The following is a 21,208-nucleotide window of genomic DNA, read 5'->3' on the forward strand; positions in this document are numbered from 1 at the left end:
AGAAGCGGGACTTCTCCGGCGCCTTCGGCTTTGATGGAGCCATGCCGGTCGAGCACACGCGCACGTACTTCCTCGGCAAGCTCGCCGCCGAGCTGGAGCGGCGCGGGCTGACCGCCACGCTGAGAGCCGACCCGCCCGTGCTGCGGGTCAGCGATCCCGGCACCGCGCTGCTGGCCGAGACCGTCGACTGCGTGCCGCTCCAGGACGGATGGTTCTATCGCTGGTCGTGGGGCGAGCTGGTCGGGCAGGCCGACCAGCCGGGGCCGGCGGCCGAGCGCATCGTGCGCGTCCTGGCCCGCCGCTGACCCCCTTCCGCCGGCTACCAGCCCCGGGCCTTCCACTCGGGTAGGGACGGGCGCTCGGCGCCCAGGGTCGTGTCCTTGCCGTGGCCCGGGTAGACCCACGTGTCGTCGGGCAGCCGGTCGAAGACACGCTCCACCACGTCGGTGTAGAGCTGCTCGAAGCGCTCGGGGTCCTTCCACGTGTTGCCCACGCCGCCGGGGAACAGCGAGTCGCCGGTGAACAGGTGCTTGTTGCCCTCGCCGCCGTCGTACAGCAGGGCGATCGAACCCGGGGTGTGGCCGCGCAGGTGGATCGCCTCCAGGGTGACGACGCCGACGGCGATGCGGTCGCCGTGCTCGACCAGGCGGTCGGCCGGGACCGGCAGGCCGGGCGCGTCCAGCGGATGGGCCAGCACCTTGGCGCCCGTCACCTTGCGCACCTGCTCCAGCGCCTGCCAGTGGTCGCCGTGCTGGTGGGTGGTGACGATCGCGCTGATCGGCTGGTCGGCGATCAGGGCCAGCAGCCGGTCCGGCTCGGCCGCCGCGTCGATGAGCAGGCCGTCGCCCGTCTCGGTGCAGCGCAGGAGGTAGGCGTTGTTCTCGTACGGGCCGACGGCGAGCTTGCAGATCGTCAGATCGGGCAGCTCCCGCACGTCGGCGGGGCCGCCTACCTGGACGTCGCCGGTGTAGGTCATGGGTAGTCCTTCGGGGGCGTCGCGGGCAGGTCAGCGGGCGCGGTCGTGGTCAGCCACGGCGGTGGCGGCGGGCACGGCCGTCCCTCGGGCACCACTTTAACTCCCTCACCTGCCGAGCGGCCGGTCAGCCAGGCCAGCACGTCGGCCGGCGCGCCCTCCACCACGGGCCCGTCGCCGAGCCCCTCCCACCCGGCGGCGACCGGGCCGTTCGCGGGGGTGACGAACCGCACCGCGCTCACCGTGCTGCGGCCGTGCGGCCAGGTGCGCAGGCAGTCGTGCAGCTCGCGGCGGACGAACGTCTCGGGCCAGTCGGCCGGGCCGTAGCCGGCGCCCAGGTCGGCATGGTGCAGCCCCACCTCACGGAGGCGGCGTACCAGGACGTACCAGGCGGGGTGGTGCGGCGGGCGCAGGCCGCCGACCGGGGTGGCCCAGGCGGGCTCGGGGACGGCGTCGGCGGCGGCGTCCAGGCGGCCGGCGCTCTCGCGCAGGTCGGCGAGCTGCTCGGCGGCGGGCCGGTGGCAGCCGGCCTCGATGCCCGCCTCGCGCGCCCGCGCGTCCGGGTACTGCGGCGTCGAGACGCCGGTCCGCGCCCAGGTGAGGAGGTTGACGAGGCTGTCGGCGTTCCTGGCGAGGTGCGTGAGGACGTGGCCGCGCGACCAGCCGGGCAGCCGGGAGGCGGAGGCGACGTCGGCGTCGGACAGGGAGGCGGCCGTGGCGAGCAGCCCGGACGTCGCCTCGGTCAGCTCGGCACGCAAGCTCTGAAGGACGGTCATAAGGGGATATTTCATCATCTGGAGGCCGGGTGCCGGCGGCGGACGGGCATAAAGCCGCAGGTCGCGGCGTTGATATGGCGTTGACAGGGAAAGGCCTCCTGCCCGGGTGGGCGCAGGCCGTAACCTGGGAGGGACGGATTTTCGCCAGGGCGGTATGCGGCCCTGCCGAAATTGTCGGAGCCCCCGTCTACCATCCCCCGTGGACCTATCCGCCTTTTCGACATCGGGATCGCCGTGGCTGACCGCCTGATCGTGCGTGGCGCACGTGAACACAACCTCAAGGACGTCTCGCTCGACCTGCCGCGAGACGCGATGATCGTCTTCACCGGCCTGTCCGGCTCCGGAAAGTCGAGCCTGGCCTTCGACACGATCTTCGCCGAGGGGCAGCGGCGTTACGTCGAGTCCCTGTCGGCCTACGCCCGGCAGTTCCTCGGGCAGATGGACAAGCCCGACGTCGACTTCATCGAGGGCCTGTCGCCCGCGGTGTCGATCGACCAGAAGGCCACCAGCAAGAACCCGCGCTCCACGGTCGGCACGATCACCGAGGTCTACGACTACCTGCGGCTGCTGTGGGCGCGCATCGGCAAGCCGCACTGCCCGGTGTGCGAGCGCCCGATCGCCAGGCAGACGCCGGAGCAGATCGTCGACCGGGTGATGGACCTGGAGGAGGGCACCCGCTTCCAGGTGCTGGCCCCGGTCATCAGGGGCCGCAAGGGCGAATACGCCGAGCTGTTCCGCGAGCTGCAGACCAAGGGCTTCGCCCGTGCCCGGGTCGACGGCACCGTCGTGCGGCTGGAGGAGCCGCCGGTGCTGAAGAAGTACGAGAAGCACGACATCGAGGTCATCGTCGACCGGCTCTCGGTCAAGGAGTCGTCGCGGCGCAGGCTCAACGACTCGGTCGAGACGGCGCTGCAGCTGTCCGGCGGCACGATCACGCTGGAGTTCGTCGACCTGCCCGAGGACGACCCGGGCCGCGAGCGCTTCTACTCCGAGCACCTCTACTGCCCCTACGACGACCTGTCGTTCGAGGAGCTGGAGCCGCGCTCGTTCTCCTTCAACTCGCCCTTCGGCGCCTGTCCGGAGTGCACCGGTCTCGGCACCAAGATGGAGGTCGACCCCGACCTCGTCGTGCCCGACCCCGAGCGCACGCTGCGCGACGGCGCGCTGCACCCCTGGTCCGGCGGCCACACCAGCGAATACTTCGTCCGGCTCGTCGAGGCGCTCGGCCACACCATGGGCTTCACTCTCGACACGCCGTGGGACAAGCTCCCGAAGAAGGCGCAGAAGTCGCTGCTGTTCGGCCACGACGAGCAGGTCCACGTCCGCTACGCCAACCGCTACGGCCGCCAGCGCTCCTACTACACCACCTACGAGGGCGTCATCCCGTGGGTGCAGCGCCGTCACGCCGAGGCGGAGAGCGACTCGACGCGCGAGCGCTTCGAGGGCTACATGCGCGAGATCCCCTGCCCGGCGTGCAAGGGGGCCAGGCTCAAGCCGGTCACGCTGGCCGTCACGGTCGCGGGCAAGTCGATCGCCGAGGTCGCGTCCATGTCGATCGGCGAGTGCGCCAAGTTCCTGGCCGCGCTCAAGCTGTCCGACCGCGACATGCACATCGCCGAGCGGGTGGTCAAGGAGATCAACGCGCGGATGGGCTTCCTGCTCGACGTCGGCCTCGACTACCTGAGCATGGACCGCGCCGCCGCCACCCTGGCGGGCGGCGAGGCGCAGCGCATCCGGCTGGCCACGCAGATCGGCTCCGGCCTCGTCGGCGTCCTGTACGTGCTCGACGAGCCGTCCATCGGGCTGCACCAGCGCGACAACATGCGGCTGCTCGACACCCTGATCCGGCTGCGCGACATGGGCAACACGCTCATCGTGGTCGAGCACGACGAGGACACCATCGCCGCCGCCGACTGGGTGGTCGACATCGGCCCGGGCGCGGGCGAGCACGGCGGCCAGGTCGTCGTCTCCGGCACCGTCCAGGACCTGCTCAACAGCGAGGAGTCGCTGACCGGGCAGTATCTGTCGGGCCGCCGGAGCATCCACGTGCCCGCCAAGCGCCGCAAGCGCGACAAGAAGCGGCAGATCACCGTCAAGGGCGCCCGCGAGCACAACCTCAAGGGCGTCGACATCGACTTCCCGCTCGGGCTGTTCACCGCCGTGACCGGCGTGTCCGGGTCCGGCAAGTCGACGCTGGTCAACGACATCCTCTACAACGCGCTGGCCAAGGAGCTCAACGGCGCCCGCACGGTGCCGGGCCGCCACTCCCGGGTCAACGGCATGGACCAGGTCGACAAGGTCGTGCACGTCGACCAGTCGCCGATCGGGCGCACCCCGCGCTCCAACCCGGCCACCTACACCGGCGTGTTCGACCACGTGCGCAAGCTGTTCGCGGCCACGACCGAGGCCAAGGTGCGCGGCTACCAGCCGGGCCGCTTCAGCTTCAACGTCAAGGGCGGGCGCTGCGAGGCGTGCGCGGGCGACGGCACCATCAAGATCGAGATGAACTTCCTGCCCGACGTGTACGTCCCGTGCGAGGTCTGCCACGGCGCCCGCTACAACCGGGAGACGCTGGAGGTCCACTACAAGGGCAAGACGATCTCCGAGGTGCTCGACATGCCGATCGAGGAGGCGCTCGCCTTCTTCGACGCGATCCCGGCGATCAAGCGCCACCTGCAGACCCTCAACGACGTGGGCCTCGGCTACGTGCGGCTCGGCCAGCCGGCCACGACGCTGTCCGGCGGCGAGGCGCAGCGCGTCAAGCTGGCCTCCGAGCTGCAGCGCAGGCAGACGGGCCGGACGGTCTACGTCCTGGACGAGCCGACGACCGGGCTGCACTTCGAGGACATCCGGCGGCTGCTGGGCGTGCTGGGGAGGCTCGTCGACGGCGGCAACACGGTCATCGTCATCGAGCACAACCTCGACGTCATCAAGACCGCCGACTGGATCATCGACATGGGCCCGGAGGGCGGCTCCCGCGGCGGCACGCTGGTCGCGGCCGGCACGCCGGAGGAGGTGGCCCAGGTGGACGAGAGTCACACCGGCCGCTTCCTGCGCAAGCTCCTGGGGTCCTGACGACGCGGGAACGCGGATGCGATAGCGCCACGGTTGGGTGCCTTGTTTACCGACGGGGGATTTGACAGGGTCTGACCGTGGCGGATCATGCGCTCCGGGCGCTCACGCTGGGCGGGTGCCCGGTGCACGAGCTCCTGGAGCGTCAGGCGGTGCGGCTGGCCAGGGAGCTGGTCGCCGCGTTCGCCGAGGAGATCCCGCTCTACCGGCGGCTGCCCCGCGAGGAGCTCGACGGCGACATCACCGGCATCACCGTGCACAACCTGCGCATGATCTGCGGGATGTTCCGGGAGCGGCGCCCGCCGACCCGAGCCGAGCTGGCGCCGCTGCGGGCGTCGGCGGCGCGGCGGGCGCAGGAGGGGGTGCCGCTCGACGCGCTGCTGTCGGCCTACCACCTGGGGGTGACCCGGGTGTGGGAGCACCTGTTCGCGCTCGCCGGGCCCGGCGACCTGGACGACGTGCTGGCCGCCAACCGCCTCATCCTCTCCTACACGGGCACCGTCACGTCCGCCGTGTGCGGCGCGTACCTGGGGGAGCGGGAGGCGATGCTCAGCCAGGAGCAGCACGCCATGCACGCCACCGTCTCGGCGCTGCTGGCGGGCGACCGGGCGGCGCTGGCCGGGGTGCGGCTGGCGCCCGGCTACCTGGTGGTGGCCACGGCGCTGGGCGCGCACCCCGACGAGGCGGGCGACCGGGTGAGCCGCGCCATCGCCGGGCGGCGCAAGCTGCACCGGGTCCGCACGGCCGTCCAGCGGCACGCCGCCGAGCAGGTGCTGTCGGCGCTCGACGCCACCGGCGGGCTGGTGCTCGTGCCGCTCGCCGAGGAGCCGGCCTGGTGCGAGGTCGGCGAGATGGTCGCGGAGGCCGCGCGGGCCGCCGGGGCGCCGGTGTGGGCGGCGGCGGAGTGGGCCGAGCCGGCGGGCGTGCCCGAGGCGGCCAAGCTGGCCGAGGAGGTGCTGGAGGTCGCGCGCGGGGCCGGGCTGCCGCCGGGGGCGCACCGGCTGGCCGACGTGCTGCTGGAGTATCAGCTGACCCGGCCCAGCGCCGCCGTGGCCGGGCTCGCCGGGCTGCTCGACCCGCTGGGCGCCCATCCCGACCTGCTGCGGACGCTGACCGCGTACCTGGACACGGGGCTGGACCGGCGGCGGACCGCCGAGCTGCTGCACGTCCACCCGAACACCGTCGACTACCGGCTGCGCCGGGCCGTGAGCCTGACGGGGCTCGACCCGATGGACCCGGCCCAGCTCCAGCGGATCGGGGCCGCGCTGACGGCCCGGCGGCAGCTCGGCCGCCGGGCCTGAGGAGCGCGCCCGGTCCGGGAGGGTGCCGGTCCCGGGCGCGTGCCCGGCCTGAGAGCGGGGCGGGCGGGGTCAGCGGGCCGCGGCGGTGACGGCGCCGGTGACGATGGTGGCGAAGTTGCGCATGCCCAGCGCGTTCGGGTGGAACGGCGCGGCGGGCGAGGCCGGGATGTACGGCTCGATCCAGCGCACCCCGGGGGAGGCGCACGGGTCGTGGCCGGCGCTGGGCGTCTGCAGGTCGATGAAGCCGATCCCGGCGGCGGCGGCCTGTTCGGCGAGCATCCGGTTGAAGTACATCAGGGTCGCCCGGATGTAGTTGGCGTCCTGCCGGATGATCGGGACGCGCGGGTAGCAGCCGTCCGGCCGGGCGTAGGTGGCGTAGCCGACCAGGAAGATCCGCGCCTGCGGCGAGCGGGCCCGGATGTCGCCGGCCAGCGTGACGAGCGTCGGGCGCAGCGCCTCGGTCTTGACCCGCCAGGTGTCCTGGCCGTTCTCGTCGGTGTAGTCGTTGTAGCAGGCGTCGCCGACGGGCGGCGGCAGCAGGTTGAGGCAGTCCTCGATGAAGCCGGTCAGGCCGACGTCGTTGGCGCCGATGTGCACGGTGACCAGCGTGGTGTCCGGGCGCAGCGCGTCGAGCTGGGGCGGCACCGAGCCCAGCTCGGTCTCCTGCGGCTGGTACATGTGCCGCGTCTTGGCCCCCGAGCACGTGACGTCGCGGAAGGACGCCACGCCGAGCGCCCGCGCGGTCAGGTGCGGGTAGTTCCGGTCGGAACGCAGGCAGCCCAGGTCGGGCAGCACCTGGTCGGGCACGAGCGGCCCGGCGGCGGCCGAGTCGCCCAGCGCGACGTAGGACTCGCCCTGCTGGGCGTGGGCGGGAGGAGCCAGGCCGGCCAGCAGCAGGGCGGCGGCGAGCGCGACCGTCGTTCGTCGGAGCATGCGAGCATCCTTCGGTGGGGGGTGGGGGTCCGCCGCGGGGTGACGGCGGCCGGGCAAGAGGGATCAGTGACGGAACGGGCCCGTCACCTCGTAGGTGATGCCGCCGGTGCCGGCGCGCTCGCCGCTGGTGCCGCGCTGCGAGGAGAAGTAGAGGCGGGTGCCGTCCGGGGAGAACGCGGGCCCGGTGATCTCCGAGCCGCCGTGGCCGTCGAGCCGCAGCACCGGCGCCACCACGCCGTCGGGCGTGATGATGTTGATCTCCATGTTGCCGCCGTCCTCGGCCACGTACAGGTCGCCGGTGGGCGCGCCGGTGATGTTGTCGACGCCGTCGAGCGTGCCGCCGCCGTCGTAGACCCAGCTCAGGCTCTGCCGCACGGCGTCGTACGCCCACACCCTGCGGTCGCCCTTGGCCGTGAAGTAGCAGATCCCGGCCGCGTAGTGGCAGCCCTCGCCGCCGTCGAAGTGCCGGGCGGCGCTCACCTGGTGGCGCGTCTGCCGCTCCAGCACGCCGGGCGCCGGGTCGGGCACCGGACGCCACTCCACCGGGCCGCCGGACGCGTCGCCGCACAGCACCTCCAGCCGCCCGCTGGACAGGTCGCCCCACGTGTCCGGGACGAACCGGTAGAAGCAGCCGTCGGACTCGTCCTCGGTCAGGTAGACGACCCGCCGGTCCGGGTCGCAGGCCGCCGCCTCGTGCTTGAACCGGCCCATCGCGGGCCGCGACCGTGCCGCGCGCTCACCGTACGGGTCGGTCTCGTACACGCGGCCCCGGAAGATCTCCTCGCAGGACAGCCACGTGTTCCACGGCGTACGGCCGCCCGCGCAGTTGACGTTGGTGCCGTCGAGGATGCGGTAGGCGCGCTCGACCGAGCCGTCCGGGCGGAACCGGATCGCGGTCGCGCCGCCGACCAGCGGCACCTCCGAGTTGGACACGTAGATCCAGCCCGTCCCCGCGGCGAAGCAGGCGCCGCCGTCGGGCGCCGGGTGCCACAGCGTGCCGCCGATCGGGTGGCCCGTCCTGGCCACCACCCGGCTGGTGAACCCGGCGGGCAGCGCGACGCCGTTCGCGTCCGGCGGGCCGAGCGGGCCGTACGGGCTCGCGCCCGCGGCGACCGCCGACGTGCTCGCCGCCTCGTGCCAGAGGGCGCCCGAGAAGGCGACGGCGCCCAGCCCGGCGGAGACGGTGCGGAGGAACGTGCGACGCTGCATGGCGACTCCCGTGCGTGCGTGAGGGCGTTCGCAGCACACGATGATCCGTCGGCGGCATCCTGTGAATTGGACGGCGCGGCAAAGTCGGCGGGCCGCCGCTGTGACCCGTCACAAAGCCCGCACCCGCACCCGCTTACCGGACCGGACATCACCGCCCCTAGGGTGAACCGTGACCTGCAGGGGGTCATCGATCATGGAGGGGGGCTCCGCCATGCCTGGAGTCGGCCGGCGTGAGGCGCTGGGAGCTGCCGGGGTGATGGCGTGCGGGGTGGCGCTCGGCGCGTGCGGCACCGGTGACGCCAAGACACGCCAGACGCCCGGGGTCAAGGGCCACGTCATCGCCAAGGTCGCCGACGTGCCCGTGGGCGGCGGCAAGGTCATCGGCAAGTGGAAGATCGTGGTGGCGCAGCCGTCGGAGGGCGTCTTCAAGGCGTACAGCGCGAGCTGCCCGCACCGCGGATGCGCGGTCGGCTCGCCCGAGGACAACGTGATGCGGTGCCCGTGCCACGGCAGCGAGTTCGCCGCCGACACCGGCGCGGTGCTGAGCGGTCCGGCGCAGGGGCCGCTGACGCCCTACGCGGTCAAGATCGAGGGCGACGCCATCGTGGTGGTGTGAACGGGTAATTGTGCGTGGTTCCCGGGATCGGGGCGCGGGAGGCTGAACCGGCTCACGGCCGCCGGCCGTACCTGCGAGTGAGACCCGAAACCTGGAAGGACGCATCATGACCGATACGACGCGCCGGGCGGTGGTGTTCGGAGCCGGAGGCGCCGGGCTGGCCGCGGTCCTGACCGCCTGCGCCGCCTACGGGCAGCCCACCGGGGAGGCGGCCGTCGACGCCGCCGTCGACGCGGCCGAGGAGCCGCCCGCCGAGGAGTCGCAGGCCGCGCCCAAGAAGAAGAAAGAGCCGAAGGCGGCGCTGGCCGAGACCGCCGACATCCCCGCCGGCGAGGGCGTGATCTTCGACAAGCAGAAGGTCGTCGTCACCCAGCCGGTCGAGGGCGAGTTCAAGGCGTTCACGGCGACGTGCACCCACGCGGGCTGCACGGTCGCCGAGGTCGTCGGCGGGACGATCAACTGCCCGTGCCACGGCAGCAAGTTCAGGATTGAGGACGGTTCCGTGGCGGAGGGCCCGGCCACCGAGCCGCTCGCCGAGAAGAAGATCACCGTGTCCGGCGGCAAGATCAGGCTGGGCTAAGGGGTTCTTCATCGAATTCTCACCTGGATGCGGTTGGCTGGCCGGCATGGGACGAGACCTTCAGAGCCGCAGAGCGGTGATCGCCGGGGTGGGCGCGAGTGGCCTGGCCGTGGCCCTGACCGCGTGCGGCGGCGACAGCGGCACGACCGGCGCGACCACCGCCACTACCGCGACCAGCGCGCCCGCCGCGCCCACCGAGTCTGCCGGGAGCGCGCCGCAGGGCGGGCTGGCCAAGACCTCCGACATCCCCGTCGGCGGCGGGACGATCTTCAAGGAGCAGAAGATCGTCATCACCCAGCCGGCGGAGGGCCAGTTCAAGGCGTTCAGCGCCGACTGCACCCACAAGGGTTGCCCGGTCGCGAGCGTGGAGAACGGCACCATCGACTGCCCGTGCCACGGCAGCAAGTTCAAGATCGAGGACGGTTCCGTGGCCCAGGGCCCCGCGACCGAGGCGCTGCCCGCCCGGCAGATCAAAGTCGAAGGCGACCAGATCTCCCTCGCCTGACCCACCCCTGCCCGCCGTGCCTACCCGCCGTGCCTACCCGTCGTACCCGCCCGGGGGCACGGCGGGTGAGCTTGTCGGTGGCGGCCACTAGGCTGGAAAACGTGGCGAGATCAGCGGGCAGCCCCTTGAGTTTCCGGCCGAAGTCAGGGTCGATCCCCGATTCCCCCGGGGTCTACCGGTTCCGCGACCCCCACGGCCGGGTGATCTACGTCGGCAAGGCCAAGAGCCTGCGCCAGCGGCTCAACTCCTACTTCGCCGACTTCTCCACGCTGCACCCGCGCACCCAGAGCATGCTCACCACCGCCGCCGGCGTCGACTGGACCGTCGTCGGCACCGAGGTCGAGGCGCTGCAGCTCGAATACTCCTGGATCAAGGAGTACGACCCGCGCTTCAACGTCAAGTACCGCGACGACAAGTCCTACCCCTACCTCGCCGTCACCATGGGCGAGGACTTCCCGCGCGTGCAGGTCATGCGCGGCGCCAAGCGCAAGGGCACCCGCTACTTCGGCCCCTACTCCCACGCCTGGGCCATCCGCGAGACCGTCGACCTGCTGCTGCGCGTCTTCCCGGTGCGCACCTGCAGCGCCGGGGTGTTCAAGCGGGCCGGGCAGATCGGCCGGCCCTGCCTGCTCGGCTACATCGACAAGTGCTCGGCGCCGTGCGTGGGCCGCGTCACGCCCGAGGAGCACCGCGACCTCGCCGAGGACTTCTGCGACTTCATGGCGGGCAACACCGGGCGCTTCATCAAGCGCCTGGAGAAGGACATGCGCGAGGCCGCCGCCGAGCAGGAGTACGAGCGCGCCGCCCGGCTGCGCGACGACATCCAGGCGCTCCAGCGGGCGCTGGAGAAGCAGGCGGTCGTGCTCGGCGAGGGCACCGACGCCGACGTCGTGGCGCTCGCCGAGGACCCGCTGGAGGCCGCCGTCCAGGTCTTCTACGTACGCGGCGGGCGCATCAGGGGCCAGCGCGGCTGGGTCGTCGACAAGGTGGAGGAGACCTCGCCGGGCGAGCTCGTCGAGCAGTTCCTGCTGCAGATGTACGCCGAGGCGAGCCCCGAGTCGATGCCCCGCGAGGTGCTCGTCCCGGCGCTGCCGCCCGACGCCGAGGCCGTCGTCGAGCTGCTGTCGGAGCAGCGGCGCGCCCGCGTCGACGTGCGCGTCCCGCAGCGCGGCGACAAGCGCTCGCTCATGGAGACCGTCGAGCGCAACGCCAAGGAGTCGCTCGCCCAGCACAAGGTCCGCCGCGCCGGCGACCTCACCACGCGCAGCAAGGGCCTGCAGGAGATCGCCGACGCGCTCGACCTCGACCAGGCGCCGCTGCGCATCGAGTGCTACGACGTCTCCCACCTGCAGGGCGAGAACGTGGTGGCGTCCATGGTGGTGTTCGAGGACGGCCTGGCCCGCAAGTCCGAATACCGGCGCTTCGCCGTCAAGACCAAGGAAGGCGACGTCGCCTCCATCCACGAGGTGATCCTGCGCCGCTTCCGCCGCTACCTGGAGGAGCGCTCGGCCACGGGCGAGCTGGCGGCCGACGACGACGCGCACAGCCCCATCGACCCCGAGACGGGCAAGCCGCGCAAGTTCGCCTATCCGCCCAACCTCGTCGTCGTCGACGGCGCCGGGCCGCAGGCCGCCGCCGCCCAGCGGGCGCTCGACGAGCTCGGCATCGACGACGTGGCCGTCGCCGGGCTGGCCAAGCGGCTGGAGGAGGTGTGGCTGCCGGGCGACGACCAGCCGGTCATCATGCCGCGTTCCAGCGAGGGCCTCTACCTGCTGCAACGGGTCAGAGATGAGGCGCACAGGTTCGCCATCACCTACCATCGAGCCAAGAGGTCCAAGACGGTGAAGGAGAGCGCGCTCGACAGCGTGCCCGGTCTCGGCCCGGCTCGCCGCCAGGCCCTGCTCCGGCACTTCGGCTCCGTCAAGAAGCTGCGCGAGGCCACCGCGGACGAGATCCGCGAGGTCCCGGGCATCGGCCCGGCCACCGCCGAGGTGATCGTGTCGACCCTGAAGGGGGAGAGTCAGTGAAGTCCACCGAGCCGGCGTTCGTCATCGTCACCGGCATGTCGGGGGCCGGGCGGAGCACCGCCGCCAAGGCCCTGGAGGACCTCGGCTGGTTCGTCATCGACAACCTGCCGCCGGGGCTGCTGTTCGCCATGGCGGAGGAGGCGGGCAAGGTCAAGCTGGCCGCCGACAAGGTGGCCGCCGTCGTCGACGTGCGCAGCCTGGCGTTCACCACCGACCTCAACGCCGCCATCGAGGAGCTGCTCGGCCGCGGCGTCCGGGTGCGCGTGGTGTTCCTGGAGGCCAGCGACGAGGAGCTGGTGCGCCGCTTCGAGGCCGTGCGCCGCCCCCACCCGCTGCAGGGCGAGGGCCGGCTGGTCGACGGCATCACCCGCGAGCGCGGCATCCTGCGCGAGGTGCGGGCCAACGCCGACCTCGTCATCGACACCAGCGCCCACAACGTGCACGAGCTGCGCAACAAGATCGTGGCCTACTTCGGCGGCGAGGACCGGCCGGGCCTGCGGGTCAACGTCGTCTCCTTCGGCTACAAGTACGGCCTGCCCGTCGACGCCGACCTGGTCGTCGACTGCCGGTTCCTGCCCAACCCGCACTGGGTGCCCGAGCTGCGGCCGATGAACGGCACCGACGCGCCCGTCCGCGACTACGTGCTGGGCCAGCCCGGCGCCAAGGAGTTCCTCGACGCCTACGAGGAGGTGCTGCGCGTCATCGCCGGCGGCTACTCGCGCGAGGGCAAGAGCTACGCCACGCTCGCCGTGGGCTGCACCGGCGGCAAGCACCGCAGCGTCGCCATGGCCGAGCAGGTCGCCTCCCGGCTGCGCGACCGGGGCATGGAGGTCCAGGTCAGCCACCGGGATGTGGGCCGGGAGTGACGGATGAGGGCTTCGCCGATCCGCTGAGCGGCATCGACTTAGAGACGGGCCCGCGGGTCGTGGCGCTGGGCGGCGGCCACGGCCTCTACGCCGCGCTGTCGGCGCTGCGCGCGGTGACCGACGCGCTGACCGCCATCGTCACCGTCGCCGACGACGGCGGCTCCAGCGGCCGGCTGCGCCGCGAGCTGGGCGTGCTGCCGCCCGGCGACCTGCGCATGGCGCTGGCCGCCCTGTGCGGCGACGACGAGTGGGGCAGCACCTGGAGCGAGGTCGTCCAGCACCGCTTCCGCAGCGAGGGCGAGCTGCACGGCCACGCCGTCGGCAACCTGCTCATCGTCGCGCTGTGGGAGCTCCTCGGCGACCCCGTCGCCGGGCTCGACTGGGTGGGCCGGCTGCTCGGCGCGCACGGCCGGGTGCTGCCGATGGCCTCGGTGCCGCTCGACATCGTCGCCGAGGTGGAGCTCGACGGCGTCGTCTCCACGGTGCGCGGCCAGGTGGCGTGCGCGCTCACGCCCGGCCGCGTGCGGGCCATCTCCCTGGTGCCCGAGGACCCGCCCGCGCGGCCCGAGGCCGTCGAGGCGGTGCTGGAGGCCGACTGGGTGGTGTTCGGGCCCGGCTCGTGGTTCACGAGCGTGCTGCCGCACCTCAAGGTGCCCGAGCTGGCCCGCGCGCTGCACCGCACCGAGGCCCGCAGGCTGGTCACGCTCAACCTCGCGCCGCAGCCGGGCGAGACCGACGACTTCTCCCCCCAGCAGCACCTGGAGGTCCTGCGGCGGCACGCCCCCGAGCTCTCCCTCGACGTCGTCCTCGCCGACACCGGCGTGGTCGACGACCCCGCCGCGCTGGAGAAGGCCGCCGCCGCGTTCGGCGCCCGGCTGGTTCTGGCCGACGTCGCCGCCCGCGACGGCTCGCCGAGGCACGATGCACGACGTCTTGCCTCCGTCCTGGACGAGATTTTCCTCCAGAAGCGTTGATCCTGGTCGGCGTGGCGAGAAGGTGCGAGAGACTGCTAGGACCGGTCTGATGGGGGAGGACTAAACGCTTATGGCAATGACGGGTGTGGTCAAGGACGAGCTGAGCCGGCTGCCGGTGCTCAAGCCCTGCTGCCGCAAGGCGGAGGTGTCCACGCTGCTGCGCTTCGCCAGCGGCCTGCACCTCGTGGGCGGGCGCATCGTGATCGAGGCCGAGCTCGACACCAACGCGACCGCGCGGCGGCTCATCAAGGACATCGGAGAGGTGTTCGGCCACAAGGCGGAGGTGCTGGTGCTCGCGCCGGCCGGGCTGCGCAAGGGATCACGTTACGTGGTCCGCGTCTACCGCGACGGCGAGGCGCTGGCCCGCCAGACCGGGCTGATCGACAACCACGGACGGCCCGTGCGCGGCCTGCCCCGGCAGGTGGTCGCGGGGGCGGCCTGCGACGCCGAGGCGGCCTGGCGCGGCGCGTTCCTGGCCCACGGCTCGCTCACCGAGCCGGGCCGGTCGATGTCGCTGGAGGTCACCTGCCCCGGCCCGGAGGCGGCGCTGGCCCTGGTCGGCTCGGCCCGGCGGCTGAAGATCCACGCCAAGGCGCGCGAGGTGCGCGGCGTCGACCGGGTCGTGGTCCGCGACGGCGACGCCATCAGCGCCCTGCTCACCCGTCTCGGCGCCCACGACAGCGTGCTCGCCTGGGAGGAGCGGCGGATGCGCCGCGAGGTCCGGGCCACCGCCAACCGGCTGGCCAACTTCGACGACGCCAACCTGCGCCGCTCGGCCCGCGCCGCCGTCGCCGCCGGCGCCCGCGTGCAGCGCGCCCTGGAGATCCTCGGCGACGAGGCGCCGGACCACCTCGTGGTGGCCGGACGGCTGCGGGTGGAGCACAAGCAGGCGTCCCTGGAGGAGCTCGGCCAGATCGCCGACCCGCCGCTGACCAAGGACGCGATCGCGGGCCGCATCCGGCGGCTGCTCGCCATGGCCGACAAGCGCGCCTCCGACCTCGGCATCCCCAACACCGAGGCCAATCTCACGGTCGAGATGCTCTCCTCCTGACGTCCCCCGTACGGGACCGCCGGGTCACGTCGCGTCGCGGTCGGGCGGCGTGAAGAGGCTGGGCGGGGTGGTGGCCGGCTTGGCCGCCTGCAGGGGCTCGAAGGGAGCCCGGTACTCGGGTTCCTCCCCCTCCTCGGGCTTCTCGGGCTTCTCGGCGGCCGCCGCCGCCCTGGCCTTCCTGCGCAGGCGCAGGACGCGTACGAGGACGAGCAGGAAGGCGGGCAGGGCCGCGGCGGCCACCACCGCGGGGATCTGCCACGACCGATACAGCTGCGGCCAGACGAGGGCGGCGGCGTCGGGCAGTGCGGCCAGGAAGTCCTCGAGCGGGAGAAGCGGCGGCTTCCACGGCTCCGAGGCCGGCGTGTAGGCGAAATACTCGGGGACCGCCGCCGTGCTCGCGATCGCGCCGGCCACGACGGCCCCGGCCGCGTACAGGGCCGCCACGAGCGGGAGCACGAGGGCGCGCGGGCGGATCAGGCAGATCGCCGCGCCGACCAGGAGACCGGCGACCAGGGCGATCCCGGCGGACAGCGGGACGCCGTCGCCGAAGGCGCGCACGGCCTCGGGAACGAGGTCGCCGTCGTAGAGGAAGGCCGCCGCGACGCCGGCCGCGCACAGCAGCATCGCGATGAAGCCGATGATCAGGCCGGACAGCAGGCCGGATCGGTGTTGTGACATCTCAGCCCCCAGAGAATGCCTGAATTTACTCCGACGAGTCGGGCACTTTACTCGAACCTCACAAATTGTGCTTACCGAACCTCGATTCTCCAGGCGGGGGTGGCAGTGGTCTAAACCAATTTGCTTCCGATAGGGTTCGAGAGTTGAGGTATCAGCCCGTCATCACGTACGAGGAGATCGGTTCCGTGAGCATCCGCGTAGGCGTCAACGGCTTCGGCCGCATCGGTCGCAACTTCTGGCGCGCGGTCGCCGCCAGTGGCAAGGACATCGAGATCGTCGCGGTCAACGACCTGACCGACAACGCGACGCTGGCCCACCTGCTCAAGTACGACAGCATCCTGGGCCGCCTGCCGTACGAGGTGAAGGCCTCCAGCGACGAGATCACCGTCGACGGCAAGGCCATCAAGGTGTTCGAGGAGCGCGACCCGGGCAAGCTGCCGTGGGGCGACCTCGGGGTCGACGTGGTGGTCGAGTCGACCGGCCTGTTCACCGACGCCAACAAGGCCCGGGTGCACGCCGAGAACGGCGCCAAGAAGGTCATCATCTCCGCCCCGGCGAAGAACGAGGACGTCACCATCGTCATGGGCGTCAACCACGACTCCTATGACCCGGCCCAGCACACGATCATCTCCAACGCCTCCTGCACCACCAACTGCCTGGCCCCGATGGCCAAGGTCATCCACGACACCTTCACCATCGAGAAGGGTCTGATGACCACCATCCACGCCTACACGCAGGACCAGAACCTGCAGGACGGCCCGCACAAGGACCTGCGCCGCGCCCGCGCCGCCGCGCTCAACGTGGTGCCCACCTCCACCGGCGCCGCCAAGGCGATCGGCCTGGTGCTGCCGGAGCTCAAGGGCAAGCTCGACGGCTTCGCGATGCGCGTGCCGATCCCCACGGGCTCGGCCACCGACCTGACCGTCGAGGTCGGCCGCGACGTCACCGTCGAAGAGGTCAACGCCGCGCTCAAGGCCGCCGCCGAGGGCCCGCTCAAGGGCGTCCTGACCTACACCGAGGACGAGATCGTCTCCTCCGACATCGTCACCGACCCGGCCTCCTGCATCTTCGACGCCGGCCTCACCAAGGTGATCGGCAACCAGGTCAAGGTCGTCGGCTGGTACGACAACGAGTGGGGCTACTCCAACCGCCTCGTCGACCTCATCCAGCTGGTGGGCGCGGACATCTGACCGATTCCGGAGCGAAGCGGGGCCGTCCGCCCGGGCGGCCCGCGCGCCTCCGCAGAAGGAGCACAGTTGCGGACGATCGACGATCTCGATGTGAAGGGACGGCGCGTGCTGGTGCGCGCCGACCTGAACGTGCCTCTCGACGGCGAGACGATCACCGACGACGGGCGCATCCGCGCGTCGTTGCCCACCATCCAGGAGCTGGCCGGACGCGGCGCGAAGGTCGTCGTCTGCGCCCACCTGGGGCGGCCCAAGGGCGAGGCCAACCCGAAATACTCCCTGCGGCCCGTCGCGGCCCGCCTGGGCGAGCTGCTCGGCCAGGAGGTGGCCTTCGCCTCCGACGTGGTCGGCGACAGCGCCCAGGCCACCGTGCAGGGCCTCCAGGAGGGCCAGGTGGCCCTGCTGGAGAACCTGCGCTACGAGCCGGGCGAGGAGTCCAAGGACGACGCGGCCCGCCGCGCGTTCGCCGAGAGGCTGGCCGCGCTCGCCGACCTCTACGTCGGCGACGGCTTCGGCGCCGTGCACCGCAAGCACGCCAGCGTCTACGACGTGCCGGCGCTGCTGCCGCACGCCGCGGGCGGGCTGGTCGTGGCCGAGGTGGACGTGCTGAGGCGGCTCACCGAGGACACCGAGCGCCCCTACGTGGTCGTGCTCGGCGGCGCCAAGGTCAGCGACAAGCTCGGCGTCATCGCCAACCTGCTGACCAAGGTCGACCGGCTGCTCATCGGCGGCGGCATGGCCTACACCTTCCTCAAGGCCCAGGGCCACGAGGTCGGCGGGTCGCTGCTGCAGGAGGACCAGCTCGACCAGGTGCGCGGCTTCCTCGACGAGGCCGGGCGGCGCGGCGTCGACCTGGTGCTGCCCGTCGACGTGCTGGCGGCCACGCACTTCGCCGCCGACGCCCCGCACGAGGCGGTCGCGGCCACGGCCATCCCGGCCGACCGCGAGGGCCTCGACATCGGGCCCGAGACCCGCGAGCTGTTCGCCGCCAAGCTGGCCGACGCCAAGACCGTCTTCTGGAACGGCCCGATGGGCGTGTTCGAGTTCGACGCGTTCTCCGGCGGCACCCGGGCGGTGGCCGAGGCGCTGATCGGAGCCGACGCCTTCACCGTGGTCGGCGGCGGCGACTCGGCGGCCGCGGTGCGTAAGCTGGGCCTGCCCGAGGACGGCTTCTCCCACATCTCCACCGGGGGCGGGGCCAGCCTTGAATATCTGGAGGGCAAGACGCTCCCCGGACTCGCCGCCCTGGAGGACTGACTTGAGAAAGCCGCTCATCGCCGGCAACTGGAAGATGAACCTCAACCACCTCGAGGCGATCGCGCTGGTCCAGAAGCTGGCCTTCGCGCTCGGCGACAAGGACTTCGACCGCGTCGAGGTGGCCGTCCTGCCCCCGTTCACCGACCTGCGCAGCGTGCAGACGCTCATCGACGGCGACAAGCTGCGCATCGTGCACGGCGGCCAGGACCTGTCCCCGCACGACGCGGGCGCCTACACCGGTGAGGTGTCGGGCGTGATGCTCGCCAAGCTGGGGTGCACGTTCGTCGCCGTCGGCCACTCCGAGCGGCGGCAGTACCACCACGAGGACGACGACCTGGTCAACGCCAAGGTGCTGGCCGCGCTGCGCCACTCGCTGACGCCGATCCTGTGCGTGGGCGAGGGCCTGGAGGTGCGCCAGGCGGGCGGTCACATCGCGCACACGCTGGCCCAGCTCGACGGAGCCCTGCGCAAGGTCTCCGCCGAGCAGGCACAATCGATGGTGGTGGCCTACGAACCGGTGTGGGCGATCGGCACCGGCGAGGTGGCCACCCCCGAGGACGCCCAGGAGGTCTGCGGGGCGCTGCGGGTGCGACTCGCGGAGCTCTACAACCCCGAAGTGGCCTCGGCGGTCCGTATCCTTTACGGTGGCTCGGTCAAGTCGGGAAACATCGCAGGGATCATGGCTCAGCCGGATGTCGACGGCGCCCTCGTGGGAGGGGCCAGCATCGACGCCGCGGAGTTCGTGAAGATCTGCCGTTTCACCGATATGCCCGGCTAACTCAGCCGTTCTGGGGGTGCGACTTGACACGAGGCCGTACCCTCAAGAGGCAAGTTTGAATCGTCACGCGTACCAGACCATTGAAGGAACAGGCATACCGTGGAACTCGGAATCTCCATCGCCCTCATCCTGACGAGCCTGCTCATGATCTTGCTCGTCCTGCTCCACAAGGGCAAGGGTGGCGGCCTGTCTGACATGTTCGGCGGCGGTTTCTCGTCGAACTTCGGTGGTTCCTCGGTGGTGGAGCGCAACCTCGACCGGCTCACCGTCATCACGGGCGTCGTCTGGTTCGTCTGCATCATCGCTCTGGGCCTGCTCGTCAGGCCCTGAGACAAGCGACAACGCGTGACAGTGATTCTCCCCCCGTGTCACACGGGGCGATCGAGCGAGGAGTTCATCCGTGGGTAGTGGCAACGCGATCCGTGGCAGCCGTGTCGGCGCCGGCCCTATGGGGGAGGCCGAGCGCGGCGAGGCAGCTCCGAGAGTGCGGGTCTCGTTCTGGTGCGCCAACATGCATGAGACGCGCCCCAGCTTCGCCAGTGACGCGGCGGTCCCCGAGCTGTGGGACTGCCCGCGTTGCGGCCTCCCGGCCGGCCAGGACGAGGAGGCCCCGCCTGCTCCGCCGAAGAACGAGCCGTACAAGACGCATCTGGCCTACGTGAAGGAGCGCCGGAGCGACAAGGACGGCAAGGCGATCCTCGAGGAAGCGCTGGAGCGCCTGCGCAACAACAAGTCCCCTTGGTAGCGGGCTGACGTGAAAGGGCCCCGGCGGTTCTCCCGCCGGGGCCCTTTCGTCGTTCAGGCCCGTTCGTGGACGGCGACGCCGTCGACGAACGTCATCCGCACCCGCGTCGTCCAGATGTCCTTCTCCGGCAGCGTGAACGGGTCGCGGTCGAGCACCACCAGGTCGGCCGGGCGGCCCGGCTCGATCACCCCGGCGGGCGAGCGGTTGATCCACGCCGAGCCCGCCGTGTACGCGGTCAGCGCGGTCGCCAGGTCAATGCGCTGATCGGGCAGGAACGGCGTCTGCGCCGTCGGGTAGCCCGCGTGCACCGAACCGCCCGGCTCGGTCCGGTTGACGGCCACGTGCATGCCCTGCAGCGGGTCGGCGTCCGACACCGGCCAGTCGCTGCCCGCGCAGAACCGGGTGCCGTGCGCCAGCAGGTCCGCGAACGGGTACTGCCACGACGAGCGCGGCTCGCCCAGGAACGGCAGCGTCAGCTCGTCCATCTGCGCGTGGTGGGTGGCCCACAGCGGCTGCAGGTTGGCCGTGACGCCCAGCGCGGCGAAGCGCGGCACGTCCGACGGCTCGATGATCTGCAGGTGCGCGATGTGGTGACGGTTGGCCGGATCGGTGCCCTCGAAGCTGTCGAGCGCCTCGCGCACCGCCCGCTCGCCGATCGCGTGGAAGTGGACCTGGAAGCCCAGCCGGTCCAGCTCGGCCACGTACTCCTTCAGTTTGACCGGGTCCACGTACGACAGCCCCGTGCCGCCGCAGCGGCAGTAGGGCTCCAGGGTGGCGGCGGTGAAGTTCTCCGTGATGCCGTCCTGCATGATCTTGACCGAGCCGGCCGCGAACCGGTCCAGGCCCTCGGCCGACGCCCGGCGCTCCACCAGGCTCTCGATCTGGTCCAGGCCGCGGGTCCTGTCCCACCACAGGGCGCCCACCACGCGGGCCCGTAGCCGCCCTGAGCGGGCCGCCGACAGGTAGGTGGGCAACTGGTCGTCGGAGCCCGCGTACGAGCCCACGATGGCGTCCTGCCAGCCGGTGATGCCCAGCGAGAACAGGTGCGCCTCCGCCTCGGCCAGCGCGGCGTCCAGGTCGGCGGCCGTCGGGCGGGGCGTGAGCAGGCCCACCAGGTCCATCGCGCCCTCGTGCAGCACGCCCGTCGGGGTGCCGTCGGGGTCGCGTTCGATCCGCCCGTCGGCCGGGTCGGGCGTGTCGCGGGTGATCCCGGCCAGCTCCAGCGCCCGGCTGTTGACCCAGGCGGCGTGGTGGTCGCGCTGGATCAGGTAGGCGGGCCGGTCCAGGAAGTCGAGCTGCTCCCTGCGGGGCAGCCCGCCCGGGAACGCCGACATGTCCCAGCCACCGCCGTCGATCCACTCCTTGCCGGGATTGGCGGCGGCATACGTACGGACTGCCGCGAGGTAGGCGTCCAGCCCGAACACCTCGGCCAGGTCGCACCTGGCGCGTTCCAGGCCCGCCTGCACCGGGTGCAGGTGGGCGTCGGTGAAGCCCGGCACCAGCAGGCCGCCGCCGAGGTCCACCGTCTCGTGGGAGGGCGCCAGCCGGGCCAGCTCCCGTTCGGCGCCCACGGCCGCCACGACGCCGTCGCGCACCAGCACCGCCTCGGCGAAGGCGCCCGTCGCGGTGAACACGCGCCCGCCCCGGAACAGCACGCTCATGGAAGATCTCCTATCTGGC

Annotated in this window: 21 protein-coding genes; 15 read left to right on the plus strand and 6 right to left on the minus strand. The window is 72.0% G+C overall.

The genetic code is table 11. The features are described from left to right. Positions 1-41 precede the first annotated feature (41 nt). Positions 42-305 carry a hypothetical protein gene (locus AB0G11_RS16840; protein WP_219509909.1) on the plus strand — a complete coding sequence of 88 codons (264 nt, stop codon included), beginning with the start codon at positions 42-44 and terminating at the stop codon, positions 303-305. Between the two features lie 14 nt (positions 306-319). Here AB0G11_RS16840 and AB0G11_RS16845 read toward each other — a convergent pair whose 3' ends face one another. Together AB0G11_RS16845 and AB0G11_RS16850 are read right to left on the minus strand one after the other, a co-directional pair. Next, on the minus strand, positions 320-976 hold the full coding sequence (locus tag AB0G11_RS16845; protein ID WP_219509910.1) for an MBL fold metallo-hydrolase: 657 nt from the start codon (positions 974-976) through the stop codon (positions 320-322). Next, a complete protein-coding gene (locus AB0G11_RS16850; protein WP_357586634.1) occupies positions 973-1,749 on the minus strand; it encodes a maleylpyruvate isomerase family mycothiol-dependent enzyme in 777 nt (258 codons plus the stop codon). Before AB0G11_RS16850 ends, AB0G11_RS16845 begins: the two co-directional genes overlap by 4 nt. Before the next feature lie 234 nt (positions 1,750-1,983). Between AB0G11_RS16850 and uvrA the strand changes: the two genes are divergently transcribed. Together uvrA and AB0G11_RS16860 are read left to right on the plus strand one after the other, a co-directional pair. Continuing rightward, positions 1,984-4,824 (plus strand): excinuclease ABC subunit UvrA, encoded by a 2,841-nt coding sequence (gene uvrA / locus AB0G11_RS16855; RefSeq protein WP_219509912.1) that lies wholly within the window; start codon positions 1,984-1,986, stop codon positions 4,822-4,824. Positions 4,825-4,901: 77 nt separating this feature from the next. Beyond that, a complete protein-coding gene (locus AB0G11_RS16860) occupies positions 4,902-6,122 on the plus strand; it encodes a PucR family transcriptional regulator (protein ID WP_219509914.1) in 1,221 nt (406 codons plus the stop codon). A gap of 69 nt (positions 6,123-6,191) precedes the next feature. Here the strand turns inward: AB0G11_RS16860 and AB0G11_RS16865 are convergent, their stop codons facing one another. Further along, positions 6,192-7,055, minus strand: a complete 864-nt coding sequence (locus AB0G11_RS16865; protein WP_219509916.1) for an SGNH/GDSL hydrolase family protein — start codon at positions 7,053-7,055, stop codon at positions 6,192-6,194. 63 nt (positions 7,056-7,118) lie between these two features. Next, the gene (locus AB0G11_RS16870; protein ID WP_357586637.1) at positions 7,119-8,264 is read right to left on the minus strand and encodes an alkaline phosphatase PhoX; all 1,146 of its coding nucleotides are present in this window, start codon (positions 8,262-8,264) and stop codon (positions 7,119-7,121) included. A 211-nt stretch (positions 8,265-8,475) separates the two neighbouring features. Here AB0G11_RS16870 and AB0G11_RS16875 point away from each other — a divergent pair, with 211 nt between their 5' ends. The 7 genes from AB0G11_RS16875 to whiA all read left to right on the plus strand — a co-directional run bounded on the left by AB0G11_RS16875 (position 8,476) and on the right by whiA (position 14,883). Beyond that, positions 8,476-8,880 (plus strand): Rieske (2Fe-2S) protein, encoded by a 405-nt coding sequence (locus AB0G11_RS16875; RefSeq protein ID WP_357586639.1) that lies wholly within the window; start codon positions 8,476-8,478, stop codon positions 8,878-8,880. A 106-nt stretch (positions 8,881-8,986) separates the two neighbouring features. Beyond that, the gene (locus AB0G11_RS16880) at positions 8,987-9,460 is read left to right on the plus strand and encodes a Rieske (2Fe-2S) protein (RefSeq protein ID WP_357586642.1); all 474 of its coding nucleotides are present in this window, start codon (positions 8,987-8,989) and stop codon (positions 9,458-9,460) included. A 46-nt stretch (positions 9,461-9,506) separates the two neighbouring features. Beyond that, entirely contained in the window at positions 9,507-9,965 is a 459-nt protein-coding gene (locus tag AB0G11_RS16885) for a Rieske (2Fe-2S) protein (RefSeq protein ID WP_357586644.1), read from the plus strand. Between the two features lie 101 nt (positions 9,966-10,066). Continuing rightward, entirely contained in the window at positions 10,067-11,992 is a 1,926-nt protein-coding gene (gene uvrC, locus AB0G11_RS16890) for an excinuclease ABC subunit UvrC (RefSeq protein WP_219509920.1), read from the plus strand. Next, positions 11,989-12,858 (plus strand): RNase adapter RapZ, encoded by an 870-nt coding sequence (gene rapZ / locus AB0G11_RS16895; protein WP_219509921.1) that lies wholly within the window; start codon positions 11,989-11,991, stop codon positions 12,856-12,858. The genes uvrC and rapZ overlap by 4 nt, the downstream gene beginning before the upstream one ends. Next, on the plus strand, positions 12,855-13,832 hold the full coding sequence (gene yvcK / locus AB0G11_RS16900) for a uridine diphosphate-N-acetylglucosamine-binding protein YvcK (protein WP_357586646.1): 978 nt from the start codon (positions 12,855-12,857) through the stop codon (positions 13,830-13,832). Before rapZ ends, yvcK begins: the two co-directional genes overlap by 4 nt. Before the next feature lie 70 nt (positions 13,833-13,902). Then, positions 13,903-14,883: a DNA-binding protein WhiA gene (whiA, locus tag AB0G11_RS16905; protein ID WP_219509922.1), complete on the plus strand. Its 981-nt coding sequence runs from the start codon at positions 13,903-13,905 to the stop codon at positions 14,881-14,883. 24 nt (positions 14,884-14,907) lie between these two features. Here the strand turns inward: whiA and AB0G11_RS16910 are convergent, their stop codons facing one another. Beyond that, positions 14,908-15,561 carry a hypothetical protein gene (locus AB0G11_RS16910; protein WP_357586648.1) on the minus strand — a complete coding sequence of 218 codons (654 nt, stop codon included), beginning with the start codon at positions 15,559-15,561 and terminating at the stop codon, positions 14,908-14,910. Between the two features lie 185 nt (positions 15,562-15,746). Between AB0G11_RS16910 and gap the strand changes: the two genes are divergently transcribed. The 5 genes from gap to AB0G11_RS16935 all read left to right on the plus strand — a co-directional run bounded on the left by gap (position 15,747) and on the right by AB0G11_RS16935 (position 19,528). Beyond that, complete coding sequence (gene gap, locus AB0G11_RS16915; protein ID WP_219509925.1) at positions 15,747-16,751, plus strand: type I glyceraldehyde-3-phosphate dehydrogenase; 1,005 nt, start codon at positions 15,747-15,749, stop codon at positions 16,749-16,751. A gap of 66 nt (positions 16,752-16,817) precedes the next feature. Then, entirely contained in the window at positions 16,818-18,005 is a 1,188-nt protein-coding gene (locus AB0G11_RS16920) for a phosphoglycerate kinase (protein WP_219509927.1), read from the plus strand. Position 18,006: 1 nt separating this feature from the next. After that, positions 18,007-18,783, plus strand: coding sequence for a triose-phosphate isomerase (gene tpiA, locus AB0G11_RS16925; RefSeq protein WP_281427240.1), 777 nt, complete (start codon positions 18,007-18,009; stop codon positions 18,781-18,783). A gap of 99 nt (positions 18,784-18,882) precedes the next feature. Next, complete coding sequence (secG, locus tag AB0G11_RS16930) at positions 18,883-19,113, plus strand: preprotein translocase subunit SecG (RefSeq protein ID WP_049564200.1); 231 nt, start codon at positions 18,883-18,885, stop codon at positions 19,111-19,113. A 70-nt stretch (positions 19,114-19,183) separates the two neighbouring features. Beyond that, positions 19,184-19,528, plus strand: a complete 345-nt coding sequence (locus AB0G11_RS16935) for an RNA polymerase-binding protein RbpA (RefSeq protein WP_090942943.1) — start codon at positions 19,184-19,186, stop codon at positions 19,526-19,528. A 53-nt stretch (positions 19,529-19,581) separates the two neighbouring features. Here AB0G11_RS16935 and AB0G11_RS16940 read toward each other — a convergent pair whose 3' ends face one another. Beyond that, a complete protein-coding gene (locus AB0G11_RS16940; RefSeq protein ID WP_357586650.1) occupies positions 19,582-21,189 on the minus strand; it encodes an amidohydrolase in 1,608 nt (535 codons plus the stop codon). Between the last annotated feature and the right edge of the window lie 19 nt (positions 21,190-21,208).

Origin of the sequence: Nonomuraea sp. NPDC023979, from assembly GCF_040639085.1 — a bacterium.
Classification (GTDB): Bacteria; Actinomycetota; Actinomycetes; order Streptosporangiales; family Streptosporangiaceae; genus Nonomuraea; species Nonomuraea ceibae.